The sequence below is a fragment of the Nostoc paludosum FACHB-159 genome (assembly GCF_014698835.1).
GTDB classification, from domain to species: domain Bacteria; phylum Cyanobacteriota; class Cyanobacteriia; order Cyanobacteriales; family Nostocaceae; genus Nostoc; species Nostoc paludosum.
The window spans coordinates 462859-480137 of sequence record NZ_JACJTU010000001.1 but is presented as its reverse complement, the minus strand read 5'-3'; the positions used below and the strand labels follow the sequence as shown (position 1 = coordinate 480137).

Genomic DNA, 17279 nt, shown 5'->3' with positions numbered 1-17279 from the left:
GACAAGGATTAACACCCTTGTCTTTACGGAGTGGGAAAATCAGGAGAATGAAGAAGTGAGGAACCTCTCAATACAGGATGTTGTTGGCGAATCAGGTGTCATACCATTTCCAACAGGACTTACGCAAAATCATGAAAAAACGAACCGCAGAGGACGCAGAGGGCACGGAGAAATAAGAGTTTCAGAGAGTTCTTGCGTAAGTCCTATCCAAAAATCTTTGGAACACATGAATCAGCTGTAGGGGTCTACAGCTGTACGCCCCTACCTATCTATCTGTATCAGGTATTTCGTGAAATGGTATCACACCGTACACCCACCCTTTTTCGTTATCCAACAGATGTAGAGACGTTGCATTGGAACGTCTCTACTGCATCCTACAAAAAGAGAGGTTTTGCAGATAACACTGAAAAGTTAGCTATTTTTCCAGGTAAGGGGAGAGTCAGTAATATGGTGCAAAAAAACCAAAATATATAACGAAAAGTAAAGTTGCTCAAAAAGCTCTTTCCCCCTGCATTGTCATAACGACAATTTTCAACACCGACCTACTTAACATTTGCGAAGTCAATCAATTAGTAAATAAATTCCCCAGATTGCCATTGGGCGCAGGTAAGTGCAGGCGCGAAAAGTGCCAGTTGCGGTGATGGCTTCAGGCGTGCGAAATTGTAGTCCATTGTCGTAAATTTGCTGCACTACAGCTTGGGTCAACTTAAATGCTTCATCTTTCATTCCCATCTGCACAAGAAAAGCGGCCAAGCCAAAGTTTATTCCTGTCCAGATTTCCAAAGGATGAGTAGCTTTGGGGTTTTCTGGCGAACCATCGGGACGAACACCGTTAGCAGCACCAAATTTCCCATCACAGAATTTCAAAAAGCAGGCATCATAAACAGTTCTCAACGCAGAGAGGGCACGATCGCTCGGTACAATATCTGGTAGTCCTAGCAATCGGGCGTAGAACTGTCCGCATAATTGATCCGCCATCACTACATCAGAACCACTTTCACTATCCAGCCGATAATACTGTCCATTCCAAAGCTTTTCTTGGTAAATTGGGCGAGATTGTTCTAACCAAGCTTCATAGGTTGATTTTTGAAATTCTAAGTCGTTGCGATCGCCAAGGTTGTGATTTAATAAAATTTGGCTAGTGGCGATCGCAGCTTCTAGCGCCGCTAACCACAACCCACCACAATAGGCGCTGACACCTTGCAACCGCCAGTCATCAAATGTTTGGTCAGGCGCACCAGAATTTTCAGGAATACCATCGCCATCTAGGTCAAAAGTTTTCAGGTAGTCGAGAGTCTTAACAACCGCATCCCAACAGTCTGCCAAGAATTCCACATCTTCACCACCCGTGAACAGAAAATCTCGGTATACTTGCAATACAAAATCGCTACCTAAATCTTTCCATAAATTGCAATCTTGATAACTGGTGTAGTTAGTTTTTTGCCAAACGTGTTCGTTAGGTGCGCCTAAATCGTGGGGTGTTGCACCAGGGGCTTTACGAACTGCAAGGGGGCTTTCTGCCTTGATTGTCATGTAATAGCCAATGATTCGGGGAGTGTCATCACCTTGGGGAATTGCCCGTGCAAATGCCCGTATCACTGATTTTTCTAATTCTGGAAACAGCATCAACAGGGCAAAAGAACCATACAACCGCACATCTAGACTTTCATACCAGCGATAATCTAGGCACTCCAGCACTGCAAACTGACCGATGGGGTCAAGTTTTGATGCTGCACTCCAGAGAGTACCGCCACAGGTGAGGTCGTAAAGCTCATTAAATAAAGCCATTTTGAACCAAGAAGGCAAATCTTTTCGGTCGAGAATGGGTTGTTGCCAACTTTGAATTTGCGATCGCCAGGTTTGGTATTGTTGTAAAGCGGTAGATGCAATCGTCCAAGCATGGCTACCATCTTTACCAAAAAAGTCTGTGTATCTGCGATAGTAGTTTATTCCGGCGGCAAATTCTGTAATCGGTAAATCCCAAGCCAAGACAAAGGGGATTTCGAGAGTTTCGCCTGGTTGAAGAGTAAAACGAATTGCGATCGCAGCTGCTAGTTGTGTGTTTTCTGCTGCTGGAGTTGTGTCTTGATAATTAGGTAAAGAACCATTTTCAGCAAAGGTTTGCCATATATCTTCACCCGTACCAATGGAATTCCAGCGCGTGTGATGAAATACTTCCACTCCTGGATGTTTCAAAGTTGCAATACACCAGGTTCCATCCCCTTCTTCCAATGGTTTGTCGCTATTAACCCGACCTAAAAGACAACCAAAGTATTCTGGATTTTCTACAATCTGATTATAATTTCCTTGACTTTCACCCCAGCGTGGTTGGTATTCATAAACTGGGCTACCATCATCCCGCACCCGCACTTGAGGAGATTTGAGGGCATTAGTAAACCAACCCACCATATTTTCCCAGGTGAACATGATGCCCAGAGTAATAGGTGCATTTGTGGGGTTGTGAGCATTCCAATGGAACACCGCCACAGGGTAGCTAGTTTCTTGGTAATTGCCAGCCCATACAGGTGAAAATTGCTCGCAAGTCAACTGTGTTTGAAAAACGTTTTCATACACAAACCAGCTACGGGGATACAGGGCATGATACTCGCCAGTTTGCTGTTGATTGATGGAGTTAATTTCTCCCCTGGTTCCTTGTTCCCCTGCTCCCTTGCTGTCTGGATACCATTGCCATGCTTTGAGACTACCATCCTCAGGTGCTTGGGTAGATAAAGCATAAGCTTGGGTAGATGTACCATTGGACTCAAATACACTGAATTGACAGGCGGGCACGTTTTTGAAGATATGCTCACCACCATCAATGTGCCATAGATTAAAGTCTCCCCGTGAAGAACGACCGATGCAACCTGCACCAAAGCCACCTAATGGCGCACCATGCCAAGGGCCATCATCAAGATTACTTGCGTAACGGACGGTATAGGGCTTATCCCAGCCTAAACCGATGGGACGATTCCAAGTGCAAGAGGGAATTTTTGGGGAGTATTGATTTGTCATCGCCTAATGTCACAGCGTGGAGTTACGTCCATGAAGACTAGCGCGATGTACGGTTTTTATCAAGTAGCAAAGTATTGGGCATGGGGTAAGGGGAAAGATTAAATTTATTCATTTTCCCTTTAACCTTTTCCCCTACCTCTCCTGCCCCCATGTGCCAGTCCCTTTTACGTCTATCAGTGCATTTCGTCGTATTCTGGGGCTTCAACTCGTCTTGGATCGATACGAGAAGCAGGCAGAAACTCAGCGCGACGTACTGGAACCAAGGGTGGTGTAGGACCTTGATAAGGGTGAATGACTTGTACGGTGCGGGTTGGACGCTGCCGTGGTGAGAATAAAGCCAACACACCAGCGACAACAACACCACCACCAATGGTGAGAGCTGCGCCTCCCACTGCCCACAGCATAGGTGAAGACCACCAGGGACTTTGTGGCTGGAATGCTGCTACTTTTTGTTGGTTATTTTGCTGAGCTAATTGCCACTGCTGCTGAGTATTGAAATTTTGGACTTGACCTTGCAGTTGTTGGTTAAACAACTTCAGCTGTTCATTGTCCTTTTTCAAACTCTCCATCTGCATGTTCAGCTTTTCCATTTCTAGGCGCTGGTCAGAATTGGGAGCAGTTGGCGGCTGATTGGGATAAATTGGTTGTGGTTGCCCGTAATACCCTCCTGGATATTGTACTTGTGGCGGCATAACCTGGGGCGCTACCACAGTATTCGGCATTTGCGGAGCAACAGCGAAGTTAGGTTGTACATTTGTTCCTTTGAGCAATACCAGAGCTGCCAGCCCAGCCACAGCGACCCCACCGATAAATGCCATACTCTCACTCATCGCCTTTGCCCCCGAACTGCAATATAACTATAACCATCTGTGAATGACTCACTCTCACACTCATAAATTTTGACCACTTCACATAATACTCAGACTATAAGCGACTGTATCAGCTAGTTTTTTTACATCTTGATATCTGATGTTAATATTCAAGACCAGAACAGTCAAATTGTCTACTAAACTTAGGATAAAAAAACTACGCTGTTACACTTTTTTAATCTACTTTTTCGCTCTCATCAACATGAGTATTTGTGCTGTTACGTGGTCTTGATGGCTGCTTTGAGACTTTGGCAAAATTGAGCGATCGCATTTAGTCCCTGTTCTGGCGTACCTTCTGCTAACCGCTTCACAAAAGCACTGCCCACAATCGCTGCATCTGCACCCCATTCCTTTATCTGACGGGCTTGGGCTGGTTCGGAGATTCCAAAGCCCACGCCAATGGGTTTATCAGTGACACTACGAATTTCTTTGAGTAAATCTGATACTCGCGTTTGGATTTCCGTTCGCATTCCCGTCACACCTGTGACGCTGACTAAATAAATAAATCCTTGGGAGGAACGGGCTATGGCTTGTATCCGTTCGGCAGAACTGGTGGGGGCTATCAACAAAGTTACATCGATTCCCATCTCACCAGCTGGTTTGAGTAAGCCTGCGGCCTCTTCTAAAGGTAAGTCCGGCACTACTAATCCTGCTACTCCAGCCGCAGCAACTTGCTGGAGAAATTTTTCAATCCCACGGTGCAAAATTGGATTGTAGTAGGCAAATAGAACAATGGGCGATCGCATTTTGGGAGTTGTTGCTTGGAGCATTTCCAGCACCTGCTCAAATTTCGTTCCCCTTTGCAAAGCGCGGGTAGCAGCTGCTTGAATGACTGGCCCATCCGCTAGAGGATCGGAGTATGGTACGCCCAGTTCAATGATATCTGCCCCACTGCGATCGAGGATTTGCAACGCTGCTGCTGTTGTTTCTAAATCTGGGTCGCCAGCGGTGATAAAAGGAATCAAGGCACATTCACGATTGTGCCTTAGGGTTTCAAAGCAATCAGAAATTGCAGTCATTAGTCATTAGTCATTGGTCATTGGTCATTGGTCATTAGTCATTGGTCATTGGTCATTGGTTATTTGCAAATGACAAAGGACAAACGACAACTGACCAATGATCACTTTACACCTGAGACTGCTCTTCTTGTTCTATCTCGGCTTGAATTCGTGCTAGTTCTTCGGGAGTTAGTTCTTCCAAGCGCTTTTGCAGAAATTCTTGCTCATACTGTTCCCGCTGTTGGTGGTAGGTCATTTTTTGTCCCACCGCACGGAAAAAATAGGTAGCTAACCAGCCAACTAACACAGCCACTAGTAAGATTTGGCTCCATATACCAGCTTGCTGATTATCGAAGCCGACTAGCTGTAATCCTACATACGCCAAGCCGCCGGCAATAAAAATGCCTAAGCCAATTCCAATAGCGTCAATCCGTCGCATGAGAGTTATGACCTACCAATTTCGTTAAACTTCAATTTGTCGCGGCCGGGGTCGAAAATTTGCAAACGGCGATAAAACCAATAAACCCGGAAAGAAAAAGAACACCAAAAAGTACATAAACACACGCTCGATGGAGCTAGCCACGTACCAACGCTGCTTTAGGTAGAGCAAGACAGCGATCGGAATTACTAGAAGGTAAGCTCCAGCCAAAATCAGATACAGCAGGGCGACGATCATAACTTTTTTGTCTAAGCATCTATTTCTCATCATAGGGCGAAGAGCGAGACTCAGGGAAGTAGAGTCATGATGCTTTCAAGAAATAGAGGGAGTGGAGAAATAGGGGGCACAGGGGCAAAGGAGTGAATAATAATTCTCTGCCAACGGTTATCAGTCAATATTCAGCACTCAGCACTAAAGGGATTTTGAGAAAAGCCGTCAAGAAAATTGACAAATGTCCAGTGTATGATGCTATGATAAATAGCCCGGTAGCAAATCAGTGCTATTGTCAGACAAGGTGGAAAATTTTCATCCAAATTGGTTAGGAAAAAATAAAAACTTCCAATTGGAAAAAATATTTTCAATCTAGTTGGACAAATGACACAATTGGTGGTGGAATAGATGAGGAGGTGTTTGCTGCCTCTACAAAATAAATAGCTACCGAACACCTGCGGGGGTGTGGCGGAATGGTAGACGCTACGGACTTAGATAACTGAGCCTTGAAGGAGAAATCCCTCAAGTGGAAGCTCTCAAACTCAGGGAAACCTAAATCTGGTAACAGACATGGCAATCCTGAGCCAAGCCGAAAAAAGTTATGAGTGCTGAGTAGTGAGTGATGAGTAAACTAAAAATTCATAACTCCTAACTCAAAACTGCTAACTATTCGGAAGGTGCAGAGACCCGACGGGAGCTACCCTAACGTAAAGTCGAGGGTAAAGGGAGAGTCCAATTCTCAAAACTTGAAGCGGCTGTTGCCATCAAGTAGCAGTGAAAATTGCGGGAGAATGAAAATCCGTTGACCGTAAAAGGTCGTGTGGGTTCAAGTCCCTCCACCCCCATTAAATTTAGACTTATCAGTTGCTGCAAACAGACAAATTTATTTGTCAGTAGTGATATTTTATTTTCATTGAGTCACTTTAGCTGTGTTAGCGATCGCTTAATTGCAGCCTTTTTATTTTGAGAAATTAATGTTGGCGATAATACCAGGCGATCGCACTAACAATCTTTGTATGTGGCAGGTTTTGTTATCATACACTTACCCTGCTATTTCCAAAGTTTCACTTTGGATAAGTCCAAAAACAATTTATTTGGATTATCGCTGACATAGTAATAGCTGTGTAAAATCAAGCTCAATGGTTGGATTTTGGGAGGTTGAAAAATCAGATGACAGCGCCTCAACCAACAGTCTTCACAAACTCTCATCTTTACGATCAAGATTTTTATTTGTGGATAGAGACAACAGCTAAACAATTAAAAGAAGGCAGATTTTCTGAGGTTGATTTAGAAAATCTGATCGAAGAGATTGAATGTATGGGGAGAAGTGAAAAAAAGGCAATCAAAAGTAATTTAATAGTTGTATTAATCCATTTGTTAAAATATAAATATCAGCCAGAAAAGCGCTCTAATAGTTGGAAGGGAAGTATTAGAGAACATCGCCGGAGGCTCAAAGAGGCTTTTGTGGATAGTCCTAGTTTAAAACCATATTTCCACGAAGTTATCGCACAGTGTTATCAAGATGCAAGAAAGCAAGCCAGTGATGAAACTGGTTTATCGCTTGATACTTTTCCTTTAGACTCTCCGTTTACTGCGGATGAGTGTTTAGATGAAGAGTTTTTACCTGATTAGTTAAGTTCTAATTTGGTAAGATTACAGCGGAATTGGTGAGTTCTTGGACTCAGAATTGATAAGTAAAATAGGCTTTATGCTTAATCCAAAATCCAAAATGGTGCTAACTGAAAAGTTATCACTCGGCAAGGCGTTCGTGTAACCAAGCCAAGGCAGCGCCTATGGTTTCAGATAGAATACTAATGAGGCGATATAAAGCGATCGCACTAAAAACTAAAGCAGCTGGAAACTGGTGTCGCAAAAGTTCATAAGCAGTCGCTTCAAACACACCCAACCCACCAGGCGCACCGGGAATCACTAAGCCGAGTAACCAAGCGCAACTAAAGGCCCCTAGCAATAAAGGAATTTGACTCCAATTTCCGGAATTGAGTGCAAATACAGTTAAAATAAACCCGACGCCACGCAAAGCTAAAAAGCCCAATTCCCCTAATAAAGGTCGTAGGGGATAGCGTTTGAGAGTTAAGACGACACTTGGCTGAGTATTAAGATCGGATTTTTTTGCCTTCAGTTTGTATAAAAAGCCAATGGCTGGGTTTAAAAACCGGGGATGAACTGCACAAAGCACCACAGCTAAACTCACCAATTGTAAGATTTGTACCGTTAAAGTGGTATTCTTTGCATCAAATTGACTACTGAATAAAATAATGAAGATTAAAGCAGCCGTCGCCATAAGTAGCGGTTCCAGCAAAACGCTTAAGGTGGCTGCACCAGCAGCAACGTTGGCATTTCTAGCGGCGAGAATTCGTCCGTAATAATGCCAGATATTACCTGGTAAATACTTAGCAATATTAGTTTTTAGGTAAACTTGGATGAATTGGGAAGATGGCACAGGTTGATTTAACTCTTGCAAAACCCAAGTCCAAACCCAGCCAGCCCAGGTATGTGCCAGTAAAGTGACGACTGTAGCGATCGCCATAATTCCCCATCCTACCCCATCAATGCGGATAGCAGTCACTTGAATCCAATTATCTTTCAGGGCTTTCCCTAAAAAAAATATTGTTCCGCCTAAAATTATCCAACGTAAAAATTGCTTCATTAAATTAGTATTTTAACGGTTAGGAAAAAAAGGTACAAATACCTCAAATCTTACTATATATATCTGCTACATATTCAAACATTTAGAAGTATGAAAAAGCTGGATGTAATTTTTTTTACTTAAAAGCTATTATATTATTTTATATCTCTCTAGAGTTAGATAAAAATATTATTTTTGTGCTAATAAAAATGTGGCCTGCGCTAGAGGTAAAAGTCGTTTTATTCTTCCTATCTTTGAATAGAGGTTATTCACAAATTAACCAACTAAACAACCACAATAACTGACTGAATAATAGCAATGATTCAGCTAAGACTTCAGCTTATTAATACTTTGGTAAGGAGGACTACGTGAACGCTGCGATCGCTTTTTTGAAAAAACTACGGCTGCGCCAAATATTAACAATTTTTCTCGCAGGATTATTGTTGATAGTTAGCACTGCTTGTAGTACAGGAGATGCTCAAGGTGCAAATCCACAAAACCCTGCTGTGCAAGCAGGTGGAGCCAACAATCCTTATAAGAATGGTGGAGACAAATACACTAGATCTCCCGATTCCAAAGTAACGAACCTAAAAAACAATCAAGGACGCGACCAAGCTAGCCTAGAGCCAAGCTCACTATTGATTGCTACAAATGTTGGAAATAGAGATTCTGAGATACTTTATCCTGGTGCTGAAACACCAGTAGGCCGAATCAAAAAAGAAGCAGAACTCCCAATTATCACAGACAAAAATTTCCAACAACCTGAACCAGGTGGTTTGATTCAGAACGAACCCAGTGTAGGAACTCGCGTTAAAGAACGCATTGGAACTGTGAAAGAAACTGTTGAAGAAGCTTCCGGCTTTTTAAAAGACAAGGCAGATGAAGCAGGTGGTAGACCAGAATTACAAAAAAATCCAGCAAGAGGCAAATAGAAATTTTATTTTGTCTCAATAGTTGAGATTTGAAATGGTTTGCAAATACCATCTTGTTTGAAGTTTAAATTAGCGACAAAAATGCAAGGAGTAAGAGTATGAAACAATTAGGTACTTGGTTGAAAAATATTCGTCCGCTGAAAGTTTTAGCTGCTTTTTTAGTAGGAATATTCTTGTTTGTGACCCAGGCTTGTGCTGCGCCAGGAGTAGCAACACAACCACCACAGCCTGATGCTCAAACGCCTCAATCAAATAATTATGTAAAACGTTACGATCCCACAAAAGATTATCCTCTTTCTGCACCTGCTGGTGGGATGAATAACTTTAGCGATGTAGATCCTAGAGGGGGATTAGGTGAAAAGGCTGCTAATGATAGAGCTGATGCGCTAGCGAAAAACGCTCAAAAAAATATTGAGCAAAAGAGTGTTGACTCTCGCGAGCAATATGTCCGGAATTACCAACAAGGTACACCATTTGGTGAAAGAGTGAAAAACCTGGGTGAAGATGTTGGAAGTTCTGCTGGAGAATTAGGGGAAGGTTTTGCTAAGGGAACTCAACGCGGAATTGAAAACCTCAAGGGAAATACCCAGAATGCAGCCAAAGATTTGACCAAAAATGCTCAACGTGCTGGCGAAGATGCTAGTACCAATATTCAGCGCACCGCTGAAGATGCAGCTAACGCATTGAATAGAAATTAGTCGTTAGACTGGTGGTAATAATCCAGTTTAACAAGCAACAATAAACGCACCACTCGTCAAAATTCATGCTGAATTTTGACGAGTTTTTATTTCATAAACAGGACTCAGAATGATGCAGACAATGAGAATCTAGAAATCTTTTTACAGTCAACAGTCAACACTATTTTCAAGATGGGTTAGTTGTTTTGATTTTCTAAATACCAATGCTGTAGCGCTAGCCGTTGAACTTCCCGCCAGGGAATATTATGTTTTCGGGCTAATTCTGCACAATCTTCGTATTCTGGCTGCACATTAGCAATAAGTTTTTCTGACGATCGCCCTTTCCATGCTACTTTAACGCGCACTTTGCCATATTCAGTTTCCACTTGTTGAATTTCTCGTTGTAAAATGGCGCGTTGCTGATTAGTTCGCCTAATACCCAATGTTGTGGTTTCACGGAATATAACAGCTTCACAACTGAGTAAATTTTCTGGATGACAGATAACAGTCAGCAAAATTCCTGGGCGGGATTTTTTCATCGCGATCGCCACAGTAAAAACATCCAGCGCACCAGCCGCAAACAAAGCCTCAAACACATAGCCGATGGCTTGAGGATTTAAATCATCAATTTGGGTTTCTAATACCGATATGGTTTCCACATTTGAGCTAGTATCGCCAGAATCACGGAAATCTGACTCTAAAATTGCGCTTTCGCCCAGCCAGAGGCGTAAAATATTGGGGATGGGTAAATTTATGGTTCCTGCTCCCAATCCTACCTGCTTGATAGTGATGGGGGGCGGCGAACCAAATTCTCTGACTAAGGTAGTGGCGATCGCGGCACCTGTTGGTGTCACCAGTTCTCGTTCAATGCCGTTGCTATAAACTGGACAACCCCGCATTTCCCACAGCTTTAATACTGCTGGTACTGGTACAGCCATTTGACCATGCGCCGCCCTCACAGTACCGCCGCCAGTCGGGAACGCCGAGCAGTATAGTAAAGGCAATCCTGACTCATTGCTCTCAATCCCTAGCCAATCCAACCCCAAGCAAGTACCCACAATATCTACAATCGCATCTACAGCACCCACCTCATGAAAATGAACTTTTTCAGGAGAAATGCCATGCACTGCCCCTTCTGCTACAGCTAGCTGCCGGAATACCGCCAAACTCCAAGCTTCTGCCCGTGGCGGTAACCCTGCTTTGAGAATCATCTGCTCTATTTCTGGCAGGTGGCGTTCGTGATGATGAGTGTGTTCGCGATCGTGGTGGTGATGATGATCTATTAAATCCACATGGACTTTAGTCGCCTGCTGACCATTCCGTTGCACAAGTTCTGCCCTTAACTTATATTCCTGCTCAATTCCCAACCCATTGAGTTTTTCAATTAAATACTCCACAGGAACACCCAAACTGACCAAAGCACCCAGGCACATATCACCAGAAATTCCTGTCGGACATTGAAGATAAGCGATTTTATTCATAGTCATTAGTCATTAGTCATTAGTCATTAGTCATTGATTATTGGGCATGGGGAGGTGTGGGAGGATGGGGAAGAAATCTTTCCCCCCACACTCCCCACACTCCCCACACTCCCCAGTCCCCAGTCCCCACCTATGGCAAAAATCTTCCCAGTTCATCCGGACAATCCTCAAATTCGCCGAATAGAGGAAATAAAGTCAGCGCTCTCTAGTGGTGCTGTCATGCTTTACCCTACTGATACAGTCTATGCGATCGGTTGTGATTTGAATGCCAAGTCGGCGGTAGAACGAGTGCGGCAAATTAAGCAGCTAGCAAATGATAAACCACTGACATTTTTATGTCCCTCGCTTTCAAATGTGGCGACTTATGCCTTCGTAAGTGACACAGCCTATCGGATTATGAAGCGCCTAATTCCAGGTACATACACGTTTTTGCTACCAGCTACTAAGTTAGTACCGCGATTGGTGCAAAGTCCCAAGCGGAAAACTACAGGAATTAGAGTCCCAAACCATACTGTCTGTTTGGCTCTGCTGGAAGCGTTAGGCAATCCGATTATCTCAACTTCCGCACACGTGCCACCAGATGAAGGAAATAATGGCTTGGTTCACATAGATCCAGAGACTATTCAATCACGGGTAGAGCTATTTGACCGTTTAGACAAATTCGTAGACATAATTGTAGATGCTGGCGAAGAACCTAAGTACGAAGTGTCTACTATTTTGGATTTAACAGGAGATGAAGCAGTAATTATACGGAGGGGTTTAGGTTGGGAAGCAGCAGCAACATGGGTATAAGGATTAAATTTCATCAGCGCACTTGTTAGTTTCGGAAATTGTGATTTAAATGACTCCAGTTTTGAAATTGTCATAATTAAAGGCGATATCAGTGGGTATAACAGGATGGTGGCAACACTGGCTAGAGCAAGGCATTTAACAACTTTGAAGAAATGCTGCGTATCCATTTACTAGCATCAATGTGGTGGTTTGTGGAAGAACCGACACATTGTCATAGCTATAACTCTTTCGTATTTCCTACAGTTTTAAATATGAGCTTTAGATGTGAGCATTACGTGGGGCAAGTCTTGATGGATGAATGCCCAAAGATTCTCCAACCAAGACTAGCCTCGATCGCTGTGTCTGCGTTGTAATTACGGTGCAATACTACTCCCTGGAAAAGTCATGAAAGCTAATGTCGCCAATCTACCAAACTCTACACCAGTTTTTAACAACCATGTTTCTGGCGAAGAATTGCCAGCTAGCAGCAGTGACACCTTAGTTCAATTGCTGTGTGAGGAAATGCAAGGGCAAGTGAAAGCAGCGCCCAGATGCGTACAAGCTTTAGCAAAGCGCATCGCCAAGGAAGTAGAACGCATTTGCGATAAAAGCTCGCGTATCCAAACATCTGGACAAATTCAGTCTTGGCAGATGACGTTGGCCAGACACCGGATGCAAAAGTGCTTGCGTTACTACCACCTAGGTTCCAAACAAGGACGGGTGGAATTACATAGCAATTTGGGCGCGATGGTTTACCGCCATGTCACTATATCCGGCTCGGAGTTGGGTTTTGACGCTCGTTACAGCCTAATTGAAGATTTTTTACAAGCATTTTATATTGAAGCGATTAAAGCTTTCCGCCGCGAAAACGAATTACCTGAGGATCACACGCCGCGTACTCAGCTGCAATTAGCTGAATATATGGCATTTACAGAACAGTACGCCAAACGTCGCATCAATTTACCTGGCGGCGCAAATCAGCAATTAATTATTTTGCGGGCGCAGGGTTTTGCTCGTCGTCAGCCCCAAGAAACTACTGTGGATATTGAAATGGCGGTGGAGTCTGCTAAGGGTGAAGAAGCAGAATCTTACCAACGTAATTCGGCGGTACAGCAACTGCGATCGCAAATGATTGCCAAAGCCAGTTTCGATCCATCAGAAGAATCAGAACGCGATCGCGTCATTGCTGAATTGATGAAATACTTAGAGTCCCAAGGTCAATCTGACTGTATGGACTACTTAAGTTTGAAACTGCAAGACCTTTCAGCACCAGAAATTGACCAAATTCTCGGTTTAACTAGCCGTCAGCGCGATTATTTGCAACAACGGTTTAAATATCATGTAGAAAAGTTTGCCAAGCAACATCATTGGCAATTGGTACATCAATGGTTAGGTGCGGGTTTAGAGCAAAAGTTGGGTTTATCTTCCCAACAATGGGAAATATTTATCGGTCAACTTACAGAACAACAACAGCAAATTTTACAACTCAAAACTGCACGGGAGAGCGACCAGGCGATCGCCAAAGCCATCAAATGTACCCCCAAACAAGTGCAAAAGCGCTGGACTCAACTATTAGAAATAGCCTGGGCTATCCGCAACGGTAATACTGAAGCTCAGACAGGTTGAAGTCTAAAGGAAAATTATTAAAATTTATCTAACCTGAATTTCAGTTATTAGAAATATTGCTATGGATATGAAGGTTTTGGGTGTAATAATGAAGGTGAATCAAATTAAGAAAACACCATGAATCCAGTATTTCCCGAACTCTCTAGTCTTTCGAGAGCGGAAAAACTTCAACTAGTAGAAGATTTATGGGATGAGATAGCCGCTACACCAGCAGCACTCCCAGTTTTAGATTGGCAAAAACAAGAGCTAGCCCGCCGCAAAGCTGAATATCTGCAAAATCCATCCATTGGCAGCAGTTGGGAAGATGTAAAAGCTAGAATCTCTCAACGACATGGCTAGAAAATTAACTATTCTTACAGCCGCAGAACTAGACATTATTGAAGCTTATGACTGGTACGAGGGGAGGGAATTTGGCTTAGGTGCTGAGTTTTTACGCTGTGTTGATGCCTGCCTGAATTTAATTCAGCGTCAACCCAGCACATACCAGATTGTTCATGAAAGTTATCGCCGCGCTACAATTAGGCGTTTTCCCTACGTCGTTTTTTACGAGTTTAATGAACAGGAGATTATTATCTACGCTGTTTTTCACTGTTCCCAAGACCCAGAAAAATGGCGTACTCGCTTGCAGTAGAAGGCATGTTTACAAGAGCTAAGAAAAGTATTAAAAGGAAAAATCACAAGGAAATTCCTTTTTTTTCACCCTTCTTGGAATCAGCAACCCTTAATTATCCAAATTATTAATACATTTGTATTTATTTAGTACATAGATACCAAATTTTTGTACTTTCAATAAAAATTCATATTAAGCAACTGACCATTTATTACTGCTTCTATGGAATCCTAGAATAAGCAGTACTTTTGGCAGAGGATTTTAGCATGGCTCTGACTCAAGGTGGGCGGGCAAATAAGGCAGGGAGAATTTTAGAAATTAATGTAGAAGCAATTTTGAATGGCCATAATTATTTCCAAGTCGGGAATTATGTCTCCAAAGAAATTGTACTAAATGCGGCTTTATTGCCAAAACGCTATGGGAAAGAGGTTTATATTGGAACTGGAATTTATCATACCGATTTAAAAGTTGATTTTTACGTTGTTGGCTCACCTGCAATGCCATCTGGTTTAATTATCGAGTGCAAATGGCAAGAAAGCCCTGGTTCGGTTGATGAAAAGTTTCCTTATTTGAATATGAACATTCAGCATTATTACCCTGCACCGACTATTGTCATATTAGGTGGTGAAGGGATGCGAGAAGGTGCAAGTAAATGGCTCAAAGCAAGAGTTAACGATAACCATAATTTATTAGCAGTCTATAGCTTAGATAGATTCATTGCCTGGGCAAATAAAAATCTTTAGAAGAAGTCATAATTCAGAATGTAATATTTGCTAAATTGACTATTAAATCTTGCTTTGATTTATTCAGTTACCAGTTGTACAGAATTCATGCTAATTTCTGAGTTATGACTCCTGAATTATTAATTATTAAAGGATGTAATTAATAGTTCGTCAATCATGCCTCGATTTTTGATATTCGAGTTAATTGAACGTGCTGCTTTAATTGTGTGCGTTTCAAAATTGATATCTGTATAAATTTTTTTAATAAATTCACAATCAGAATTGCATACCATAACTTTGACACCACGACTTGCTAACTCTGCACAAGTATCTCTCAAAAGTTCTTGGTCTTTTTTACTAAAAGAATTTGAACTATAAGCGGTAAAATAACTAGTTTGACTGATAGGGTGGTAAGGCGGATCGAAAAACACAAAGTCATTACTGCTAGTGGCATGATTTAGCACTTCTGTAAAATCTGCTTGTTGAATTTTAGCCTGAGAAAGCGCTGTAGAAGCAACTTGCAGTAAGTTTTCAGGACAAATGTTAGGATTGTTATATCTGCCTAAGGGCACATTAAAATTACCGTGGGAGTTGACTCGATAAAGACCATTGAAACAGGTTTTATTCAGATAAATAAAACGAGCAGCTTTTTCTAAATCTGTACCAACATAATTATTTCTTATAGTGTAATAATAATCTCTATTGTGTCGTTCTTTATGCTCTTTGAGAAGCAAGATTAATTCATCAACATTATCTCGAACGCAGCAATAAGTATTAATTAACTCAGCATTAATATCAGTTAAAATTGCTTTATTTGGTTGCAAATGGAAAAAAATAGCACCTCCACCTAAAAATGGTTCATAGTAATTTTGATAATTCTTAGGAAAATAAGGAATATATTGCTGAATCAACCTACTCTTACCCCCTGCCCACTTCAAAAATGGACGCGGGCTAGTTTCTTTGGGGATTTGAATAACCATTTACTTACAATTTTACCGAAATAGTTGCGACTAAATATAGTTAATATAGCTGACGAACCATATTTTATATTAACTGGGTAATTTTCCAGGCGCATAGATTACAATTAAATAGATAAAGAATGTCAAAACAAACGTAAGTCTATAGCAAGGCAGTTTAAATTCAAATGTTCGACGGATTTTGGGATAACGTCTTTCGCTACCCCCGCTACTTCATTACTGTCCTCTTAGGGGTATTTCTCAACACCTTTGCGCCATTAGTGCCACTGTTGAAACGCCCAATCACCTTAATTGCCCTTTTGGGTTTGTTTCTCAGCAGTCTGGTGTTCGTCACTCTCACCCTACGTGCAATGCTGGGATTGAGTACAATCTAGACTGGGGCGATGCTGCGGCTTCTGCCCTAGAGACAGTTGTTTTTGGCGTTACTTGCCATACGCTAGGTATTATCACCCAGCTTGCGTTTATATTATGTCGTACAACCTCTGTGAGGAGGCTAAACTTTTATGGCTACAAATCGCCGCGTTTCCCGTGTTGCTGAACTGATTAAACGGGAAGTTAGCCAAATGCTGCTCAACGGCATTAAGGATGACCGTGTGGGTACAGGAATGGTAAGTGTTACTGATGTTGATGTTTCCGGCGATCTCCAACACGCCAAAATCTACGTCAGTATTTATGGTACAGATGAAGCCAAGGCAGAAACAATGGCGGGCTTAAAGTCAGCCACGGGTTTTGTCCGTAGCGAACTTGGTGCTAGGGTACGGCTACGTCGCACACCAGAGGTTATCTTTGTCGAAGATCGCTCTATAGAACGTGGCAATAAGGTATTGGCACTATTAAATCAGCTGAATAATCAGCGATCGCCAGAAAATTCCACACCAGTAGAAGACACCACAGATCGAGATGATGACGAACTCTCAGAATAAGTAACCCAAATAACAATGTAACTTCAGAACAAATCGATCTCAGCAAATCCGCCAAACACTTTACAGACGCGACCAAATCGCGTCTGTTTTAATGTGAACATAAGTATAGGGGATGGGGCATTGGGCATGGGGCATTGGGCATTGGGCATTGGGCATTCGGCATTCGGCATTGGGCATTGGGAGGTAGGAAGCTTTTTTTATCGAAACAATCGGGTCTAAAACCGGGCTTCGTCCCGCTACGAAGACAGCCTTTTAAGGCGAAAAGTTTTTGGAACGCGGTATAAATCCTCGTTATAAAAACGGCCTCCTGCCTCCTGCCCCCTGCCTCCTGCCTTCGTTAACTCCCCTACACTTCCCCTACCTCCCGCCTCTGTGCCTTTGTACA

The 17279-nt window shown here is 42.5% G+C and carries 19 protein-coding genes; 11 read left to right on the top strand and 8 right to left on the bottom strand.

What is annotated here, in order from left to right:
• Positions 1-561 precede the first annotated feature (561 nt).
• The 5 genes from H6H03_RS02075 to ndhL form a co-directional block, all read right to left on the bottom strand.
• The gene (locus tag H6H03_RS02075) at positions 562-3012 is read right to left on the bottom strand and encodes a GH116 family glycosyl hydrolase (RefSeq protein WP_190953463.1); all 2451 of its coding nucleotides are present in this window, start codon (positions 3010-3012) and stop codon (positions 562-564) included.
• Positions 3013-3185: 173 nt separating this feature from the next.
• On the bottom strand, positions 3186-3842 hold the full coding sequence (locus H6H03_RS02070; protein ID WP_190953460.1) for a bZIP transcription factor: 657 nt from the start codon (positions 3840-3842) through the stop codon (positions 3186-3188).
• A 257-nt stretch (positions 3843-4099) separates the two neighbouring features.
• A complete protein-coding gene (gene trpA, locus H6H03_RS02065; protein WP_190953457.1) occupies positions 4100-4900 on the bottom strand; it encodes a tryptophan synthase subunit alpha in 801 nt (266 codons plus the stop codon).
• A 106-nt stretch (positions 4901-5006) separates the two neighbouring features.
• Positions 5007-5318 carry a DUF3007 family protein gene (locus tag H6H03_RS02060; protein WP_190953454.1) on the bottom strand — a complete coding sequence of 104 codons (312 nt, stop codon included), beginning with the start codon at positions 5316-5318 and terminating at the stop codon, positions 5007-5009.
• 24 nt (positions 5319-5342) lie between these two features.
• Positions 5343-5555, bottom strand: coding sequence for an NAD(P)H-quinone oxidoreductase subunit L (gene ndhL, locus H6H03_RS02055; RefSeq protein ID WP_096537434.1), 213 nt, complete (start codon positions 5553-5555; stop codon positions 5343-5345).
• A 1143-nt stretch (positions 5556-6698) separates the two neighbouring features.
• On the opposite strand from ndhL, the gene H6H03_RS02050 reads away from it, so the two are divergent.
• Positions 6699-7160, top strand: a complete 462-nt coding sequence (locus H6H03_RS02050) for a DUF29 domain-containing protein (RefSeq protein WP_190953560.1) — start codon at positions 6699-6701, stop codon at positions 7158-7160.
• 118 nt (positions 7161-7278) lie between these two features.
• Here H6H03_RS02050 and H6H03_RS02045 read toward each other — a convergent pair whose 3' ends face one another.
• Positions 7279-8196, bottom strand: coding sequence for a lysylphosphatidylglycerol synthase transmembrane domain-containing protein (locus tag H6H03_RS02045; RefSeq protein WP_190953452.1), 918 nt, complete (start codon positions 8194-8196; stop codon positions 7279-7281).
• Positions 8197-8543: 347 nt separating this feature from the next.
• Here H6H03_RS02045 and H6H03_RS02040 point away from each other — a divergent pair, with 347 nt between their 5' ends.
• Together H6H03_RS02040 and H6H03_RS02035 are read left to right on the top strand one after the other, a co-directional pair.
• Complete coding sequence (locus H6H03_RS02040) at positions 8544-9107, top strand: DUF6658 family protein (protein ID WP_190953445.1); 564 nt, start codon at positions 8544-8546, stop codon at positions 9105-9107.
• A gap of 98 nt (positions 9108-9205) precedes the next feature.
• Positions 9206-9805: a DUF6658 family protein gene (locus H6H03_RS02035; protein ID WP_190953443.1), complete on the top strand. Its 600-nt coding sequence runs from the start codon at positions 9206-9208 to the stop codon at positions 9803-9805.
• Between the two features lie 176 nt (positions 9806-9981).
• Here the strand turns inward: H6H03_RS02035 and larC are convergent, their stop codons facing one another.
• Positions 9982-11265, bottom strand: a complete 1284-nt coding sequence (gene larC / locus H6H03_RS02030; RefSeq protein ID WP_190953559.1) for a nickel pincer cofactor biosynthesis protein LarC — start codon at positions 11263-11265, stop codon at positions 9982-9984.
• A gap of 132 nt (positions 11266-11397) precedes the next feature.
• On the opposite strand from larC, the gene H6H03_RS02025 reads away from it, so the two are divergent.
• The 6 genes from H6H03_RS02025 (at position 11398) to H6H03_RS02000 (ending at position 15015) form a co-directional block, all read left to right on the top strand.
• A complete protein-coding gene (locus tag H6H03_RS02025; RefSeq protein ID WP_190953558.1) occupies positions 11398-12057 on the top strand; it encodes an L-threonylcarbamoyladenylate synthase in 660 nt (219 codons plus the stop codon).
• A gap of 152 nt (positions 12058-12209) precedes the next feature.
• The gene (locus H6H03_RS02020; protein WP_190953434.1) at positions 12210-12410 is read left to right on the top strand and encodes a hypothetical protein; all 201 of its coding nucleotides are present in this window, start codon (positions 12210-12212) and stop codon (positions 12408-12410) included.
• 31 nt (positions 12411-12441) lie between these two features.
• Positions 12442-13662 carry a HetZ-related protein gene (locus H6H03_RS02015; protein WP_190953432.1) on the top strand — a complete coding sequence of 407 codons (1221 nt, stop codon included), beginning with the start codon at positions 12442-12444 and terminating at the stop codon, positions 13660-13662.
• A gap of 117 nt (positions 13663-13779) precedes the next feature.
• Entirely contained in the window at positions 13780-14001 is a 222-nt protein-coding gene (locus H6H03_RS02010) for an addiction module protein (RefSeq protein ID WP_190953430.1), read from the top strand.
• Positions 13994-14293: a type II toxin-antitoxin system RelE/ParE family toxin gene (locus tag H6H03_RS02005; RefSeq protein ID WP_190953428.1), complete on the top strand. Its 300-nt coding sequence runs from the start codon at positions 13994-13996 to the stop codon at positions 14291-14293. The genes H6H03_RS02010 and H6H03_RS02005 overlap by 8 nt, the downstream gene beginning before the upstream one ends.
• Positions 14294-14538: 245 nt before the next feature.
• The gene (locus H6H03_RS02000) at positions 14539-15015 is read left to right on the top strand and encodes a PD-(D/E)XK nuclease superfamily protein (protein ID WP_190953427.1); all 477 of its coding nucleotides are present in this window, start codon (positions 14539-14541) and stop codon (positions 15013-15015) included.
• Between the two features lie 119 nt (positions 15016-15134).
• Here the strand turns inward: H6H03_RS02000 and H6H03_RS01995 are convergent, their stop codons facing one another.
• On the bottom strand, positions 15135-15974 hold the full coding sequence (locus H6H03_RS01995; RefSeq protein WP_190953424.1) for a DNA adenine methylase: 840 nt from the start codon (positions 15972-15974) through the stop codon (positions 15135-15137).
• A gap of 164 nt (positions 15975-16138) precedes the next feature.
• On the opposite strand from H6H03_RS01995, the gene H6H03_RS01990 reads away from it, so the two are divergent.
• Both H6H03_RS01990 and rbfA read left to right on the top strand, forming a co-directional pair.
• Positions 16139-16345 carry a DUF751 family protein gene (locus tag H6H03_RS01990; protein ID WP_190953422.1) on the top strand — a complete coding sequence of 69 codons (207 nt, stop codon included), beginning with the start codon at positions 16139-16141 and terminating at the stop codon, positions 16343-16345.
• Between the two features lie 129 nt (positions 16346-16474).
• The gene (rbfA, locus tag H6H03_RS01985) at positions 16475-16894 is read left to right on the top strand and encodes a 30S ribosome-binding factor RbfA (protein ID WP_190953420.1); all 420 of its coding nucleotides are present in this window, start codon (positions 16475-16477) and stop codon (positions 16892-16894) included.
• The last annotated feature ends 385 nt before the right edge of the window (positions 16895-17279 follow it).